The sequence below is a fragment of the Flavobacterium sp. 316 genome, from assembly GCF_000967805.1.
Classification (GTDB): domain Bacteria; phylum Bacteroidota; class Bacteroidia; order Flavobacteriales; family Flavobacteriaceae; genus Flavobacterium; species Flavobacterium sediminilitoris.
In genome coordinates this window covers 26,052-42,567 of sequence record NZ_JYGZ01000008.1, presented here as the reverse complement: position 1 = coordinate 42,567, position 16,516 = coordinate 26,052, and the positions used below count along the sequence as shown (strand labels likewise).

Genomic DNA, 16,516 nt, shown 5'->3' with positions numbered 1-16,516 from the left:
AGCTTAAATCAGCTATTTTTACTTTAATTATTTAAAATAAAATGTAATATATACGAAGGTTTTTAGACAAACTGACGTTAAGCAACATAAAAAAATATGAAATATATATTAATAATAACATTATTATTGATTTTAACTTCTGTTAATGAATTTAACTCTAATCAAGAGTGTTTTCCTGATAAAGGAATAAAAACAGCAATAATTACTGGTGAAATTAAAACGAAAAATTCATCTGAAATTAAGAAAATTGTTGAGTCACGAGAGATTGAATTTAATAAAAATGGTCAGCCTTTAGTTATTAGAAACACTAAAAATGGTGGAGAAGAAAACAAAAGAGAATATAAGAATAATGAACTACAATTGATAATAACAACTCGTAAAAAAATACCAGACTTTTATTCTAAAAGCGAGTTAGAATCATTGATTAAAAACGCAAATATCGTTGTAGATACAGTATTCGTCTTGGATCACCATAAAGATGGACGACCAACCAAAATAGAAGGTTCTGATGGGACTATTCAGATTTTCGAGTATTTTGGTAGTTGTGAAAAGGAATTAATTACAACTTTAAACCCTAAAAGAGATACTGTCCAACAATATCAATCGAAATTCAAAGATGGAGTTTTGATTGAGACAATTTGGACTATTTTTAAACCAGTTAAATCTAGTAGAATTTCAAAGTATTTTGAATATAAATTTGATAAAAATGGAAACTGGATTAAAAGAAGTTATTCTCATCAAGGTAAAAATGTAATAACTGAAACAAGAAAATTAATTTATTACTAAACAACATGTTATAACAATGTCAATAAGTCATTTTACTTTATAGTTTCTAAAGAGTGTTCACAAAATTCTTATTATCTTATTTATTATCTTTAACCCTAAGCGAATACTCATAGCCAATTTGACCATATTATTATTAAAAAATGAATTCCTTCGGCTAGTGCTGACTTTGGCTTTATAGCATTAGTATATAATTTAAAAGGCTGATGAATTTGGGAATGGATACCTAAAAACAGACTAAAATGGCTAATAAATGTTTTTAAACTTCTTTTTAGAGCAAATAAAAGAACTAAAAGCAAATTTTAACCGAAACCTTATTGTTTAGGGAAATGAGAATTAATTATAATTCAATTTACCAAATGCATTAAATTATGTATATTTAATGAAATTTAAAGGTGGTTTTGAGATAGACTGCCGTTAGTAGTAATTATAAAAAAATCATGAAGAATATTATACAAATTACATTTTTACTAATTTCTCTTTTTTCATTTAGTCAAACATCAGAAATTGCTAATATTTTTGAAGAATTAGACAATAATGAGAAAAAAACAGTGATAGAACTTTTTAAAAAAAAGGACATTACTAATTCTGAAAAATATTTAAAGTATATTGATTCTACTTTAAATAACACAAATAAAAAATCTAAAATTTATCCAATTATTCTATCATTATCAGTTGTTTCCTTTGAGGAAAATGGAATTTATGATAAAGCAATTAACGGCTATAATGAATTACTTTTGTTAGATTCTTCTAAGGAAAATGCTATTTTAAATAGATTAAGTTTGCTATACAAATATGATAATCAAATAGATAAATCTATTGAAATATTAAAGCTGCAAATTAAAAAATTTCCTGAAGAACCTATTGGTTATTCAAACCTTGCTAATACTTATATTTCAATAAAAAAATATGATGAAGCATTAAAAGTATTATTGTCTAATAAGAACGAAGTAAGACTAGATGATGAATTAAGACATTATGCAACAATTTATTTATTTAAAAATGAAATATATAAAGCTAAAAATAAAATTGATGAATATTTAAAAACCGAGTTTGGCAAAGGCTATTTTGAGGGCTTTTTAATAGCTGCAAAAATATATTCCAAAATTAATGATAAAAACAGTTCTTGTGAATATATAATAGAAGCTGAAAAATTATTTTCAAATATTAAAATTGACCCAGAAAAAACAAGAGCTGACTCAATTTCGATGAATTATTATAATAGTAATAAAGACGAAATTTTACAAATTAAAAAAGAGTCTTGTGAAAAACAATAACTACCGCCAACAGCCGTAACTGTTGTACAACCTAGGATTTTTAAATACAATTTAAAAACGTATAAAAAACACCCTTATTTAATTGGTTTTTAAGCGAGATTTGTTTTTGTGTGTAGCTTAAATCAGCTATTTTTACTTTAATTATTTAAAATAAAATGTAATATATACGAAGGTTTTTAGACAAACTGACGTTGGCGGTAATTTTGCTGCCGAAACTTAAAAAACGAATACAATCTATAAAATAAATAAAAATGAATTTTAGAATATTAACGTGTTTTATATTATTATCATTTTCTTCAAAAATATTTTCTCAAGAAAATGCACCACATTTGAAAGGTAAAGTCAATATTTCAATAAAAGAAGGAACTTTTGAATGCGACTTAACATTAAGTAATATTCCTAGAATTCAAGATTATTTAATTCGTTTAAATTCAGGTATGAATTTATTACATATTAGAAGTAAAAAACCAGAAGATTTTGTACTTGTTTATGATAAATCAGATAAAGACTCAACTTCAACAGGAGAATCATTAGCTTATTATTTTCCTAATAATAATAGAAAAAGTAAATTTTTGCCAGAAGAATTACAATTTAGATATGTTGGTAAATTTCCTGTAGCAATTGATACAATTGAAAATTATTCAAGACAAGATTGGAAAGGCAATATTGCGTTTAATGGTATGTCAGTAAGGAGTGATGGAAGTCAAAGTGCTTGGTATCCTATTATATATGACGCAAAAAAAGATATTGCTTATGACAGAGTAGTTTATGATATTGAATTAAATTGCATTGATTGTTCTACAATTTACGCAAATGGAAATAAACCAGTAAGTTCCAATTCAGCACATCTAATTAGTAACGAACCGAAAGAAGTAGCTTTGTATTGTGGAAAATATGATTTTGTAGATGATGGAAATATTGTTATTTTAAATCCTAAATTTCCTCAAGATAAGATTGACCAGTTTTCAAATCTTGTTTCTAGTTATAAAAAATATTACGAGCAAAAATTAAATATAAGATTTAATCAAACTCCTACTTTTATAAACACTACTCCTACTTCAATAAAAAATGCTTGGCTTTTTGTATCCTATCCTACAATTATGGGAATTGGTTGGGGAGAATATGGATTAGCAGGAATATTTGAAGAAAAATCTCAAAAATTTTACAAGCCAATGATAGCACATGAATTAGGTCATTATTATTTTGGAACTGTTAAGGTATTTAATTCAGAATTAGGCGATATGATGTCTGAAGGTTTTACAGAATATATGGCGTTAAAATTGACCGAAGAAATTCAAGGAGAAAAAGCATATCAAGATATATTAGTTACAAAATATGAAAACTTAAAAGATTTTAAGCCTAATTCTTTTTCAATTGTTAAATCTATAACAGACATTGCTGATAGACAAACTTATGTTTATGATTATGCTCCAATAATTTTTATAGCTATTGAAAAAGAAATTGGTAAAAAGAAAATGTGGGAATGGTTGCGAAATATTTTAGAAACAAAAGTAGAGTTTACTAATTATGAATTTTTAGTTTCAACTTTAAAGAATACATTAAAGAATGATAAAAAAGTAGAATTGATTATTAATACATATTTTGATAATGTAAATTCAACTGAAAATGCAATAAAAAAAATAACCGAAAAATAAAAATAGCACAGAACACAAGTAACTGTTGCACAACCTTGGATTTTCAAAAACAATTTTAAAACCTATAAAAAAACACCCTTATTTAATTGGTTTTTAAGCGAGATTTGTTTTTGTGTGTAGCTTAAATCAGCTATTTTTACTTTAATTATTTAAAATAANAGCTTAAATCAGCTATTTTTACTTTAATTATTTAAAATAAAATGTAATATATACGAAGGTTTTTAGACAAACTGACGTTAAGCAACATAAAAAAAACATCGAGAAAACAAGAATGATTTTAGATGATTTAGAATATATAACTATTGAAAACCAAACCACCGAATTTCCAAAGCACTTTCACGAAACGTTTTGTATTTCACTAATCCATAAAGGAATTGAACAAATTGATTTTGAAAATCAAAGCCTTTTTAGTGAAGCTGGTAGTATTTCAATAACTAATCCTTACGAAATACATTCTAATCCGTTATTTGACAAAAAAACGCAATTGAAATTTGATACTATTTACATCTCTAGTCAATTGATGAAAAGTATATTAAATGGAAAGAATATTAAATTTACTAACAGAAAAATAAAGAATAAAAATGCCAACAAACTGTTTGTAGAACTTAAAAACGCTATTGACAAGCGAGAAACTCAAAACATCGAGTTTTATCTACGTCAGTTTATGAGTAGCTTAAAACCTTACTCGCAAGAAAACGAAAAAGAATATGCTGGATTAAACTTAAATAATTTTAAGGAGATTAACCACTATATTGAAAATCATATTTACGACAAGTTTAGTTTACATGAATTAGCGAAAATTGCGAATATTAATAAATATGGATTTGCGAAAAAATTTAAAGCATCAACAGGGATGACACCAATTAACTACATTTTGATGAAAAAAGTATTTTCAAGTAAAATGTCAATTAAACCTAATACAGAACTTACAACAATAGCATATCAATACAATTTTACAGACTTGGCACATTTTTCTAAAACCTTCAAGCGTTTTGTTGGAATCTCACCTAAGAATTACCAACAAAGTATTATCAGAAAACAATAATTGCCAACATTATACAAATGGTAGTATTGTAAGAGCATTACATTTGGAAAAAAATTAAAACCAAATGACAAAAACGGCTTATTTCCTAATTCTCTTTTCCATACTTCCCAGCCTATTATTTGCACAATCCATAGACGATGCTTTTTCACAAGAGAAAATGCGAAAAGATTTAGAAGTGTTTAAAGAAATCCGATTAAAGACAAATTCTGGACTTTACAAATACCGAACAACACAACAAATCGATAGCATATACAATTGGGCAAATAAGCAAATCGATAAATCTTCTACCTACAGAGATTTTTATAATATCATTTTACAGCTAACAGATTTTGAAGGCAGTGTGCATAATAATACATCTATTCGAGAGAAATTAAATCAATCTTTAAGAGCTGAAAAAAAGGGTTATTTCCCATATCCAATAAAATGGATTGAAGGCGAATGGATTATTAATTTTGAAAAAGGAGAAATTCCTTTAGGCTCCGAAATCATATCAATCAACAATGAAAAAATTGAAGATATTATAAAAAAACTCTATAAATACTATACTACAGACGGAATAAATAAAACAGGAAAGCAAATAGGAATAAATTATAGTTTTAGTAAGTATTATCGTTTAAATTATGGATTAACAGATACATTTTTAGTAAAATATAAGAAAAATAAATCAAGTAAAATAAACGAAATAACTATTAAAAGCATTGGTTATAAAAACTACTATGTAAATGTAAAAAATAGATTTTCAAAACCTTACGATGATGTGAATTATAAAGATTGGAAGGATAATGAAATCTACATTTATAAATCAATTGGCAAAGAAACAGGTGTTTTAACTATAAATAGTTTTTCTATGGGAAACGAAGAAGACTCCAGACATCTAAAATATGTTTCATTTTTAGATAGTGTTTTTACAGCTATAAAAAAGAATGATATAAAAAATTTAATTGTAGATGTTCGTTATAATGGTGGTGGAACAGACCCTAATGATTTAGTAACATACTCATATTTGACCGACCGAAATTTTTCTGAAAATAAGCAAGCTTGGATAAGTTTTAAAAAAATCCCTCATTTAAAATATATAGAAAGTAAAATACCTTCATTTTTGAGATTTCTAGGCGTTGGGAAATACAACAAATGGTTTCAAAAAGAATTTTACATAGAAAAAGAAAATCGCTTTTATCAAGGTCCTTTAAGCGAAGATCACAAAATAAGAACACCGAACAAACAAGCATTTAAAGGAAAAATATATTTGCTCATAAGCCCAAGAATTGCTTCAGCAGGAAGCTTATTTGCTTCTATGGTCGCAGGGAATAGTAATACTACTGTAATTGGAGAGGAAACAATGGGAGGCTACTATGGACACAACGGACATACACCTTTTACTTATATCCTTCCGAAATCTAAAATTTCAACATCATTTTCTATCGTAAATTTAGAACAAGATGTTCCGAAAGAAGAAAACCAAGTTTACAACCGAGGAATTATTCCTGATTTTAACGTGAATCAAAATTTTGAGGATTATTTAAACCAAAAAGACACACAAATGAATTTTACTCTTGACTTGATAAAAAAGAACAGTTCGGAATAAAAAACGTTGCCTAACACAGGTAGCTGTTGCACAACTCTGCTAAAAACTAACTTTTTAAAATAATTAATAAAAATAGAATAGCTTAAATCAGCTATTTTTATTTTAAATAAAACGTAATACATATGAAGGTTTTTAGACAAACTGACGTTAGCTATAATTAAAACATATTCAAGTGAAAAAACAATAATTCTGATAATAATTTTAGGAATGAAATTGACCGAATTAAAAATGAAGAACTTCTGAATAAAGAATACGCAGTGACAACTTTTGAATTTGATACTCTAAATTTTGTTGCACCAGTTCGTACAAAGTGCTCGAATCTTCAAAAATTTCACGAGGAGTTTTGTACTTGTAAACTTTTGTCTTAAATTTACGTAACTGCCTCAAGCAAGGCAAACCGTTGTGCGTCACGCTGAAAAACTTCCAAAAATATATGGACTATCAAACATACGAACCACATACAGACTTAAAATCGCTTATTAGCTGTTATTGGACTTTGGAAGTACCAATACAAACCGAACCACAAAAGCAACGAATCGTACCAGACGGTTGCATTGAAATGGCATTTATTCTTGGAGATGACATAAAACGGTACACTTCCGAAAATGAATTTATACTTCAACCTCGTTCAATGGTACTCGGACAAACAATTGAGCCTTTTTACATTGAACCAACAGGTTTTGTCAAAACATTTGCTATCCGATTTTATCCTTATGGATTTGCCAACTTTGTTTCTGAGCCAATTAAAAATTTAGTGAATAAAGAAACACCTATAAATCAGCTTTTTGGAATAGAAACCGTAGATGATTTGGAACAAAAAATAATTAAAGCGGAAAACACGGAACAACGGATAAGCATTATCGAAAAATTTCTTTTGGACAGGCTCAATGAGGAAAAGACAATTAATACAATTGTAAAAAACACCATTGATTCCCTTCTATCTACAAACGGAAGTGCTTCAATAACTTCAATTTTTAAAGATGAACCCACAAAACGAAGACAACTTGAAAGAAACTTCAGAAAACAAATTGGTGTAAGTCCTAAACAATTGGGAAAGCTAATTCGCCTACAAACCGCTTTAAAAATGTTGCTTAACCAAAAGTCGGAAAATCTGACCGATATTGCCTATAAAAGTGAATATTTTGACCAAGCCCACTTCATAAAAGATTTTAGAGAATTTACGGGAATAAACCCCAAAGAGTTTCTTGCTCACGAAAGTTTGGCTCTTTCTGCCCTTTTTTATAAATAGTTTAAAGGTGTCGCATTTTTACAATTTAACACGACTTTCTATTGCTAATTTTGTTCTATCAATAACAAACTAGAAATGAAAGAAAAAATATTTATTGTAATTATTGCCATGACATTATGTATTGTGTCTTGTAAGAACAAAGATTCTTCAACTTCTGAACAAAGCCAAACTAAAGAAACAAATACAAAAAACGTAAAGAATATGAACAGTTACATCTCAATTTTTGAAATCCCAGCAACGGATATTTCACGAGCAATCAATTTTTATAAGGAAATTTTAGGAGTGGATATTGAAAAAATAGAATTTCCAGGTATGGAAATGGGTTTGTTTTCATATCAAGACCAGATGGTTACAGGAGTTATTATAAAAGGAGAAGGTTACGAACCTTCTGCTAAAGGAGTTACTATTTATTTGAACGGTGGAGATAATTTACAGACCATTCTTGATAAAGTAGGAGGTAACGGTGGGAAAATCATTATACCTAAAACACCTCATGCTGACGAGAGTGGATTTTTTGCCATTTTCCATGACTCGGAAGGAAACAAAATGGGACTTCATTCTCCAAATTAAAAAAGAACGAACGCTCAACAATGTGCATAAATAATAGCGGTTTAAGTGGTAACTTGAACCGTTTTTCATTTCATTTAAGTATTTTTTAAACTGAACAGTTAAGTATATAATACGGGTTATACCGAAGTGGAAAAAGACAAAGAAATTACACCTGTTGTTGGTGGTTCAGAAAAGTTTAGAGCATTTATAAAAGACGAGCTTTTTTCAGAAATTGATAAAAGATACAGAACAATGACTGAAAAAAGTATCATTGGAGAATCTGCATCAGGACTTTTTGTAATGGAAACTTTCTTTTTAACACCTGAAATGTTTGACAGTTATATTGCTTTTGACCCATCGTTATGGTGGAATAATCATTATTTAGTTAGAACAGCAAAAGAACATTTGGCAAAATTTCCAACACCGAAAAAGCGACTTTGGTTTGCAGGTTCTGATGCTACTGACGTTTCACCTTATACTAAACAATTAGCCGACATTTTTAAAACTGAAACTGTACCAAATTTAATGTGGAAATATTCTGACGAGCCTAAAGAAAAACACACGACCATTTTTAGAGCTACAAAAGAAAAAGCAATCATTTGGACTTTGAATAAAATTGAATAATAAACGAACGCACAACACGGTATTTATGAAAAGCAAGCTAAGAGTTATAAATTCAATATTTGTATTTCTATCAAGCGATAGTACAAAACTGGATTTTCCGTCTTTCATAAATATCCGAACCGTTGCCAGTAATTTGAAACACTGTTCTAAATTTAAAATATTAATATGAATTTCAGAATTAAACGACTCGGAATTTATAATTGAGTTTATTGGTGGTTAATTTATAGGGTATGATTAAATAATTTTATATATATTTGAGAAACAATAAAAAAATAGACACTTTAATATAAAATTATCATGAAGAAAATTGTATCAATTGTTGCGTTGTCATTGTTGTTTTCTGTAGGAGTGAGTGCTCAAGAGAAAAAGACAACTAAAAAAGAGAAAGCGAAAACAGAGAAAAAAGCAGAATGCTCTAAAGAAGAAAAAAAGTCTTGTGGAACAGAAGCTAAAGAATCTTGTTGTTCTAAAAAAACGAAAGCAGAAGCAAAAAAAGAAGACTAATAATTATTTTATAGTAATAGAAATCCATCAAAATTTGATGGATTTTTTTTTGAAAAATAGATAACAAATGTTACTTACATTCTAGTCATTGTTCCGTAAATTTGTAAAAATACAACTACAATGGAAGAAATGTTATTCTACGATAGAATGCAATTTGCATTTACTATCACGTTTCATTACTTATTTCCACAATTAACCATGGGACTTTCTTTAATGATAGTCTATTTCAAGTGGAAATTTATCAAAACACAATTAGAACACTATAATGATGCAGCCAAATTCTGGATGCGTATTTTTGCACTTAATTTTGCTATGGGGGTTGTTACTGGTATTCCAATGGAATTTCAATTTGGAACCAATTGGGCAAAATTTTCAGAGTTAACAGGAGGTATTATCGGACAAACTTTAGCAATGGAAGGTATGTTTTCCTTTTTCTTAGAATCGTCCTTTTTAGGACTTTTTTTATTTGGAGAAAAATTACTCGGACAAAAAATGCACTTTCTCACAGGTTTTCTGGTCTTTTTGGGATCTTGGGCAAGTGGATTTCTGATTATTGCTACTCATTCATGGATGCAAAACCCTGTAGGATATGAAATTTTAACCAATGGTAAATTTGTTTTAAATAATTTTAGTGCATTATTTACTAATCCTTGGCTTTGGCCTTCTTATTTACATAATCAAGCAGCTTCTTTAGTGACTAGCTCTTTTGTAGTTGCAGGAGTAGGAGCATTCTATATTTTAAACAAAAAAAATATAGAATTTGGAAAACTATTTTTAAAAACAGGGGTTATTTTTGGTTTAATATCTTCTTTAATTGTAGCCATGCCTACAGGTGATATGTTAGCTAAAAATGTAGTAAAATATCAACCCGTAACGTTTGCAGCAATGGAAGGGATTTTTCATACTGAAAAAGGAGGTTCGGAAATTATTTTGATAGGACAGCCTGATGTGAAAAATAAAAAACTAGATAATAAAATTGCAGTGCCTAATATTTTAAGTTTTTTAACTTATGGGAATTGGGAACAAGAAATAAAAGGGTTAGAAGAATATCCAGAGGAAGTACATCCAACGAATATTTCAGGGTTGTATTATGCTTATCATATTATGGTTGGGTTGGGAACTATCTTTATAGGCTTAATGGCTTTTGCTGTTTTTCAATTAATTCGGAAAAAGCTCTATACTACAAAATGGATTTTATGGGCATTAGTATTTATAATTCCATTTCCATATATAGCTAATACAACAGGTTGGTACACAGCAGAACTAGGAAGGCAACCTTGGTTAGTATATAATTTATTAAGAACATCAGCAGGAGCTTCTCCAACAGTTTCCTCTGGAAATACTTTGTTTACTTTATTAGGATTTATTGGTTTATATCTTTTATTAGGCTTATTGTTCCTATTATTAGTAGGTAAAATCATTAGAAAAGGACCACAAACACATTAAACTATGGAATTTTTTTGGTATATCATTTTAATAATTATGTTAGCTACTTATATAGTGCTAGATGGTTATGACTTTGGAGCAGGTATTGTACATTTCTTTTTTGCAAAAAATGAAAAGGATAAAAAAGCAATTACTAATGCTATTGGTCCGTTTTGGGATGCAAATGAGGTTTGGCTTATAGCTACAGGAGGTGTTTTGTTTTTTGCTTTTCCTACTTTGTACGCTTCTTCTTTTAGTGGATTTTATTTGCCTTTAATTATGATTTTATGGTTGCTTATTTTTAGAGCTATCGGATTAGAATTAAGAGGGCAAATTCATCATCCTATGTGGGAAGTTATTTGGGATAAAGCTTTTGGAATAGCTAGTTTACTTTTAGCGCTGTTTTTTGGCGTTGCACTTGGCAATGTAGTAAGAGGAGTAAATTTAGGAATGGTTGAAAATGGAGTTTCTACAGTAGAACCACATTATTTTTTCCTACCCTTATGGAATCCTACTTTTAGTCCACAAGCAAATCATTTAGGTATTATAGATTGGTTTACCTTGTTGTTAGGTGTTATAAGTGTAATAGCTTTGACAATTCATGGAGCCAATTGGATTATTTTTAAAACGAATTCCGATATTAATACTAAATTAAAAAATGTAATCTTTAAATTGAATTTTGTGCTTTTAGCATTAGTAATTGTTTCTTTATTCGTTTGGCATATTATAGAACCAAAACCGTTTCATAATTATTTTAAATATCCATTTCTTTGGTTGTTGCCTATAATTATGCTCATAGGGCTGTTTGGTTTGTTTAAAGTAAAAACATTCAAGAAAGATGGACAAGGTTTTATGTTTTCAACGCTCTTCTTGGTTGGTGGATTAGCATCAACAGTTGCTTCTATTTTTCCAAATTTATTACCATCAACAAATAAAGTAAATCCATCTTTAACACTTTATAATGTAGCGGCTGATAATTATGGACTTTCTGTTGGTGTTTATTGGTTTGTTATTGCAATATTATTAGTAATTGTTTATTTCGTAATACAATATAGAGTATTTAAAGGAAAAATGGATGATGTAGGTTATGGTGAGCATTAAAAAAAGTTTGTTAAATCATAATGTATTTTATTTCTAACAATATTTAAGTGTATAAGTAATAGCATTAAAAAAATAATTTTACTATGTTCTAACTTTGAAACTTTTACAGTTTATACTATCTTTGCAACTTATTAAAATCACATACAAATATGTTTGATAATTTAAGCGATAAACTAGATAAAGCGTTTCATATATTAAAAGGACACGGTAAAATTACAGATGTAAATGTTGCCGATACTTTAAAAGAAGTGCGTCGTGCATTATTAGATGCCGATGTTAACTTTAAAATAGCAAAAGATTTTACAACAAGAGTAAAAGAAAAAGCATTAGGAGAAAACGTTCTAACTACACTTCAACCAGGACAATTAATGGTTAAAATCGTTAAAGACGAATTAACTCAATTAATGGGAGGAGATGTAGAAGGAATTAATTTATCTGGAAATCCATCTGTAATATTAATGTCTGGTCTACAAGGTTCTGGTAAAACAACTTTTTCAGGGAAATTAGCCAACTTTTTAAAGACTAAAAAAAATAAAAAACCATTATTAGTTGCTTGTGATATTTATCGTCCAGCCGCTATTAATCAGTTGCATGTTGTAGGAGATCAAATAGGAGTTGAAGTATATTCAGAACCAGAAAATAAAAATCCAGTTGAAATTGCTCAAAATGCAATAAAGCATGCAAAAGCAAACGGATTCAATGTTGTTATTGTCGATACTGCTGGTCGTTTAGCAGTAGACGAAGAAATGATGACCGAAATTGCAAACGTTCATAGAGCAATTCAACCACAAGAAACATTGTTTGTAGTGGATGCTATGACTGGGCAAGATGCGGTAAATACTGCAAAAGCATTTAATGATCGTTTAAATTTTGATGGAGTTATCCTTACAAAATTAGATGGAGATACGCGTGGTGGAGCAGCAATTTCTATTAAATCAGTAGTAAATAAACCTATTAAATTTATTGGTACAGGTGAAAAGATGGAAGCAATTGATGTTTTCTATCCATCACGTATGGCCGAAAGAATTTTAGGAATGGGAGATGTTGTTTCTTTAGTAGAAAGAGCTCAGGAACAATATAATGAGGAAGAAGCAAGAAAGTTACAAAAGAAAATTGCTAAAAACGAGTTTGGTTTTGATGATTTCTTATCGCAAATACAGCAAATTAAGAAAATGGGTAACATGAAAGACCTTGTTGGAATGATACCTGGAGCTGGAAAAGCCCTAAAAGATGTAGAAATTGAAGATGACGCTTTTAAACATATAGAAGCTATTATTCAATCGATGACACCGGCAGAGAGAAGTAAACCATCATTAATAGATGTAAAACGAAAAGCAAGAATTGCAAAAGGAGCAGGACGAAAAGTAGAAGAAGTAAACCAATTAATGAAGCAATTTGATCAGATGAGTAAGATGATGAAAATGATGCAAGGAGGAGCAGGAAAAAATCTTATGAAGATGATGGGCGGAATGAAAGGAATGAGATAAAAAAATGAGACGCGAAAATTCGCGTCTTTTTTATAACAATTTTTTATAGTTTTCAAAGGATAATTAGTAAACAACAACACAACACAATGAACTTATTAGACGGTAAAAAAGTTTCGGAAGAAATTAAAAATGAAATTGCTGCTGAGGTCGCAAAGATGAAAGCAAATGGCGAGAAAGTACCTCATTTAGCTGCAATTATTGTAGGAAATGATGGGGCAAGTTTAACTTATGTAGGAAGTAAAGTGAAATCTTGTGAAAGAGTTGGATTTGAGTCAACTTTAGTTAAAATGCCAAGTACAACTTCAGAAACAGAATTGCTAAAAAAAATAAAAGAACTAAATCAGGATGATAATATAGATGGATTTATAGTTCAATTACCATTGCCAGAGCAAATAGATACTCAAAAAATTATTATGGCAATAGATCCTAGTAAAGACGTTGACGGATTTCATCCGGAAAACTTTGGAAAAATGGCATTAGACATGACAACATTTATTCCTGCAACACCATTTGGAATTTTAGAATTGTTAGAACGATATAATGTTGAAACAAAAGGAAAACATACTGTAGTTATAGGAAGAAGTCATATTGTAGGAAGGCCAATGAGTATCTTAATGGGAAGAAAAGGATTTCCAGGAAACTCAACAGTTACATTAACACATAGTCATACTAAAAATATTAATCAAATAACATCGCAAGCAGATATTATTATCACTGCATTAGGAGTTCCAAATTACCTTAAAGCAGAAATGATTAAAGATGATGCTGTAATTATTGATGTTGGTATTACACGTGTTCCTGATGAAAACTCAGAAAAAGGATATAAAATTACAGGAGATGTGGATTTTGAGTTTGTGTCTAAAAAAGCGTCATATATAACACCAGTTCCAGGTGGAGTAGGACCTATGACTATTGCAATGCTTTTAAAAAATACATTATTGGCAAGAGAGCAAAAAAAGAATAAATAATATTTTAATTTCTATAAAACAAAAGAGCTGCAATTCATTGCAGCTCTTTTGTTTAGTATTATATCGTTCTAAAATCAGAAGTGAAAAATAATTCAACACTCGGGTATTTCTGTTGTGTCATTTGAATTGAAAATTCACTATCGGCTAAGAAAACAAGTTGACCATATTTGTCATGGCCTAAGAATTTTTGTTTTACTCTTTTAAACTCCATAAACTCTTCGCTTTTCGGATCTTTAGGTTTAACCCAACAAGCCTTATGAGCTGGAAAATTTTCATAGTTACATTTCGCACCATATTCGTGTTCTAAACGATATTGAATCACTTCATATTGTAATGCTCCTACAGTTCCAATTACCTTTCTTCCATTCATTTCAAGAGTAAATAACTGAGCAACACCTTCATCCATCAATTGATCTATTCCTTTTTCTAATTGTTTAGATTTTAAAGGATCAGCATTGTTTATGTACCTAAAATGCTCAGGTGAAAAACTAGGAATGCCTTTAAAAATCATATTTTCTCCCTCAGTTAACGTATCTCCAATTTTAAAGTTTCCAGTATCATGAAGTCCTACAATATCACCAGCATAAGAAATATCTACAATTTCTTTTTTCTCAGCAAAAAAAGCATTCGGACTAGAGAATTTTACTTTTTTACCTTGTCTTACGTGTAAATAAGGTTTGTTTTTTTCAAACGTACCAGAAACAATTTTAACAAAAGCTAATCTGTCTCTGTGTTTAGGATCCATATTGGCATGGATTTTAAAAACAAAACCACTAAATTTATCTTCGTCAGGTTGAATAAGTCTTGTGTCTGATTCTTTTGCTCTTGGAGTTGGAGCAATATCAATAAAGCAATCTAATAATTCTCTAACACCAAAGTTGTTTAAGGCTGAACCAAAGAAAACAGGTTGCAAAGTTCCATTTAAATAAGCTTCTTTGTCAAATTCAGGATATATTTCATTAACTAACTCTAGTTCTTCTCTTAGTTTGTCAGCATGTTTTTGACCTATAATTGTATCTAATTCAGGATTAAGAATATCAGTAAATGAAATAGTATCTTCTATGTCTTTTCTACTGTCACCACTAAATAAATTGATGTTTTTCTCCCAAATATTATAAATTCCTTTAAAATCATACCCCATTCCTATAGGGAAACTTAAAGGACAAACTGTTAATTTTAATTTTTGTTCTACTTCATCCAGTAAGTCGAAAGCATCTTTTCCTTCTCTATCTAATTTGTTAATAAAAACAATCATAGGAATATTACGCATTCTACAAACTTCTACTAATTTTTCTGTTTGTTCCTCAACACCTTTTGCTACGTCAATTACAACAATTACACTATCAACAGCAGTCAGTGTTCTAAAAGTATCTTCGGCAAAATCCTTATGTCCAGGAGTATCTAAGATATTAATCTTTTTGTTTTTATAATTAAATGCTAATACAGATGTAGCTACAGAAATTCCCCTTTGACGTTCAATTTCCATAAAATCTGAAGTGGCTCCTTTTTTTATTTTATTACTTTTTACTGCACCCGCTTCTTGTATAGCACCACCAAATAAAAGTAATTTTTCTGTTAAAGTTGTTTTACCAGCATCAGGGTGTGATATAATCCCAAACGTTCTTCTTCTTTTTATTTCGTCTTTAAAGCTCATCAAAATATTTTTTGCAAATATAAGTTTTTACACTTATTACATTATAAAAAAAAGTCTTTATCACTATTTGATTGTCACTTATTAACAAAAAAATAATGAAATTATAGAAACCTTATCTATAAAGGATATTAAAGAAATTAGCTCATTCTTTCTTTTAAAGAATTCAAAACAGGTATTTATACTCATTTTTAGATAAAGAGATCGGTTTATTTTTACAATAGTTTTAAATGTGTTTGTATAAATATTATTTATAATAAGATGTAATAGATGTTAAAAGTATATTTTATGGTATAACTAAACTAAAACAGAGTTATGAGAAACAGATTTTTTTTACTGATAGTCTTTCTGTCTTTTATCCACTTTATAGTGGTACAGAAAATAAATCCAATAAAAAAGATGAAAGTAATTTGGTTAAAATTTTATAACTATTATAATGAAGAGCTTTCTAATAAAAAAGCTAAATCTATTATAGCATGGATGGTTGAAAATAGAGCTACTACTAACGGATTGATTAATAGAGAAGGTGTGTGAGAATCAAAATTGATAAAAGCAAGATAGCAAGTACTTAGAGAAAAAAGAATTGAGAAATGAACTATAATAAATTTATTAT

At 29.0% G+C, this 16,516-nt stretch carries 15 protein-coding genes; 14 read left to right on the top strand and 1 reads right to left on the bottom strand.

What is annotated here, in order from left to right; all coding sequences use genetic code 11:
• The first annotated feature begins 96 nt into the window (after positions 1–96).
• The 13 genes from SY27_RS16820 (at position 97) to SY27_RS16760 (ending at position 14,252) form a co-directional block, all read left to right on the top strand.
• Positions 97–786, top strand: a complete 690-nt coding sequence (locus tag SY27_RS16820) for a hypothetical protein (RefSeq protein WP_045972555.1) — start codon at positions 97–99, stop codon at positions 784–786.
• A gap of 437 nt (positions 787–1,223) precedes the next feature.
• Positions 1,224–2,060 (top strand): lipopolysaccharide assembly protein LapB, encoded by an 837-nt coding sequence (locus tag SY27_RS16815; RefSeq protein ID WP_045972553.1) that lies wholly within the window; start codon positions 1,224–1,226, stop codon positions 2,058–2,060.
• A gap of 251 nt (positions 2,061–2,311) precedes the next feature.
• Complete coding sequence (locus tag SY27_RS16810) at positions 2,312–3,715, top strand: hypothetical protein (RefSeq protein WP_152640785.1); 1,404 nt, start codon at positions 2,312–2,314, stop codon at positions 3,713–3,715.
• A 271-nt stretch (positions 3,716–3,986) separates the two neighbouring features.
• On the top strand, positions 3,987–4,760 hold the full coding sequence (locus SY27_RS16805; protein WP_045972549.1) for an AraC family transcriptional regulator: 774 nt from the start codon (positions 3,987–3,989) through the stop codon (positions 4,758–4,760).
• A 64-nt stretch (positions 4,761–4,824) separates the two neighbouring features.
• Positions 4,825–6,345 carry a S41 family peptidase gene (locus SY27_RS16800; protein ID WP_045972547.1) on the top strand — a complete coding sequence of 507 codons (1,521 nt, stop codon included), beginning with the start codon at positions 4,825–4,827 and terminating at the stop codon, positions 6,343–6,345.
• 433 nt (positions 6,346–6,778) lie between these two features.
• A complete protein-coding gene (locus SY27_RS16795; RefSeq protein WP_045972545.1) occupies positions 6,779–7,594 on the top strand; it encodes a helix-turn-helix domain-containing protein in 816 nt (271 codons plus the stop codon).
• 75 nt (positions 7,595–7,669) lie between these two features.
• Positions 7,670–8,164 (top strand): VOC family protein, encoded by a 495-nt coding sequence (locus SY27_RS16790; protein ID WP_045972543.1) that lies wholly within the window; start codon positions 7,670–7,672, stop codon positions 8,162–8,164.
• 126 nt (positions 8,165–8,290) lie between these two features.
• Positions 8,291–8,767 carry an alpha/beta hydrolase gene (locus SY27_RS16785; RefSeq protein ID WP_235271023.1) on the top strand — a complete coding sequence of 159 codons (477 nt, stop codon included), beginning with the start codon at positions 8,291–8,293 and terminating at the stop codon, positions 8,765–8,767.
• A 297-nt stretch (positions 8,768–9,064) separates the two neighbouring features.
• The gene (locus SY27_RS16780) at positions 9,065–9,271 is read left to right on the top strand and encodes a hypothetical protein (protein WP_045972541.1); all 207 of its coding nucleotides are present in this window, start codon (positions 9,065–9,067) and stop codon (positions 9,269–9,271) included.
• A 120-nt stretch (positions 9,272–9,391) separates the two neighbouring features.
• Complete coding sequence (locus SY27_RS16775) at positions 9,392–10,717, top strand: cytochrome ubiquinol oxidase subunit I (protein WP_045972539.1); 1,326 nt, start codon at positions 9,392–9,394, stop codon at positions 10,715–10,717.
• A 3-nt stretch (positions 10,718–10,720) separates the two neighbouring features.
• On the top strand, positions 10,721–11,797 hold the full coding sequence (cydB, locus tag SY27_RS16770; protein ID WP_045972537.1) for a cytochrome d ubiquinol oxidase subunit II: 1,077 nt from the start codon (positions 10,721–10,723) through the stop codon (positions 11,795–11,797).
• 149 nt (positions 11,798–11,946) lie between these two features.
• Positions 11,947–13,284, top strand: coding sequence for a signal recognition particle protein (gene ffh / locus SY27_RS16765; protein WP_045972535.1), 1,338 nt, complete (start codon positions 11,947–11,949; stop codon positions 13,282–13,284).
• Positions 13,285–13,370: 86 nt separating this feature from the next.
• Positions 13,371–14,252 (top strand): bifunctional 5,10-methylenetetrahydrofolate dehydrogenase/5,10-methenyltetrahydrofolate cyclohydrolase, encoded by an 882-nt coding sequence (locus SY27_RS16760; protein ID WP_045972533.1) that lies wholly within the window; start codon positions 13,371–13,373, stop codon positions 14,250–14,252.
• 58 nt (positions 14,253–14,310) lie between these two features.
• Here the strand turns inward: SY27_RS16760 and SY27_RS16755 are convergent, their stop codons facing one another.
• Positions 14,311–15,906 (bottom strand): peptide chain release factor 3, encoded by a 1,596-nt coding sequence (locus SY27_RS16755; RefSeq protein WP_045972531.1) that lies wholly within the window; start codon positions 15,904–15,906, stop codon positions 14,311–14,313.
• Between the two features lie 396 nt (positions 15,907–16,302).
• Between SY27_RS16755 and SY27_RS19220 the strand changes: the two genes are divergently transcribed.
• A complete protein-coding gene (locus SY27_RS19220; protein WP_255350306.1) occupies positions 16,303–16,437 on the top strand; it encodes a hypothetical protein in 135 nt (44 codons plus the stop codon).
• The last annotated feature ends 79 nt before the right edge of the window (positions 16,438–16,516 follow it).

What these genes read in the sequence shown, in the direction of transcription:
- SY27_RS16820 (WP_045972555.1), top strand. Translation starts at nt 97, where the DNA reads ATGAAATATATATTAATAATAACATTATTATTGATTTTAACTTCTGTT.
- SY27_RS16815 (WP_045972553.1), top strand. Translation starts at nt 1,224, where the DNA reads ATGAAGAATATTATACAAATTACATTTTTACTAATTTCTCTTTTTTCA.
- SY27_RS16810 (WP_152640785.1), top strand. Translation starts at nt 2,312, where the DNA reads ATGAATTTTAGAATATTAACGTGTTTTATATTATTATCATTTTCTTCA.
- SY27_RS16805 (WP_045972549.1), top strand. Translation starts at nt 3,987, where the DNA reads ATGATTTTAGATGATTTAGAATATATAACTATTGAAAACCAAACCACC.
- SY27_RS16800 (WP_045972547.1), top strand. Translation starts at nt 4,825, where the DNA reads ATGACAAAAACGGCTTATTTCCTAATTCTCTTTTCCATACTTCCCAGC.
- SY27_RS16795 (WP_045972545.1), top strand. Translation starts at nt 6,779, where the DNA reads ATGGACTATCAAACATACGAACCACATACAGACTTAAAATCGCTTATT.
- SY27_RS16790 (WP_045972543.1), top strand. Translation starts at nt 7,670, where the DNA reads ATGAAAGAAAAAATATTTATTGTAATTATTGCCATGACATTATGTATT.
- SY27_RS16780 (WP_045972541.1), top strand. Translation starts at nt 9,065, where the DNA reads ATGAAGAAAATTGTATCAATTGTTGCGTTGTCATTGTTGTTTTCTGTA.
- SY27_RS16775 (WP_045972539.1), top strand. Translation starts at nt 9,392, where the DNA reads ATGGAAGAAATGTTATTCTACGATAGAATGCAATTTGCATTTACTATC.
- cydB (WP_045972537.1), top strand. Translation starts at nt 10,721, where the DNA reads ATGGAATTTTTTTGGTATATCATTTTAATAATTATGTTAGCTACTTAT.
- ffh (WP_045972535.1), top strand. Translation starts at nt 11,947, where the DNA reads ATGTTTGATAATTTAAGCGATAAACTAGATAAAGCGTTTCATATATTA.
- SY27_RS16760 (WP_045972533.1), top strand. Translation starts at nt 13,371, where the DNA reads ATGAACTTATTAGACGGTAAAAAAGTTTCGGAAGAAATTAAAAATGAA.
- SY27_RS16755 (WP_045972531.1), bottom strand. Translation starts at nt 15,906, where the DNA reads ATGAGCTTTAAAGACGAAATAAAAAGAAGAAGAACGTTTGGGATTATA.
- SY27_RS19220 (WP_255350306.1), top strand. Translation starts at nt 16,303, where the DNA reads ATGAAAGTAATTTGGTTAAAATTTTATAACTATTATAATGAAGAGCTT.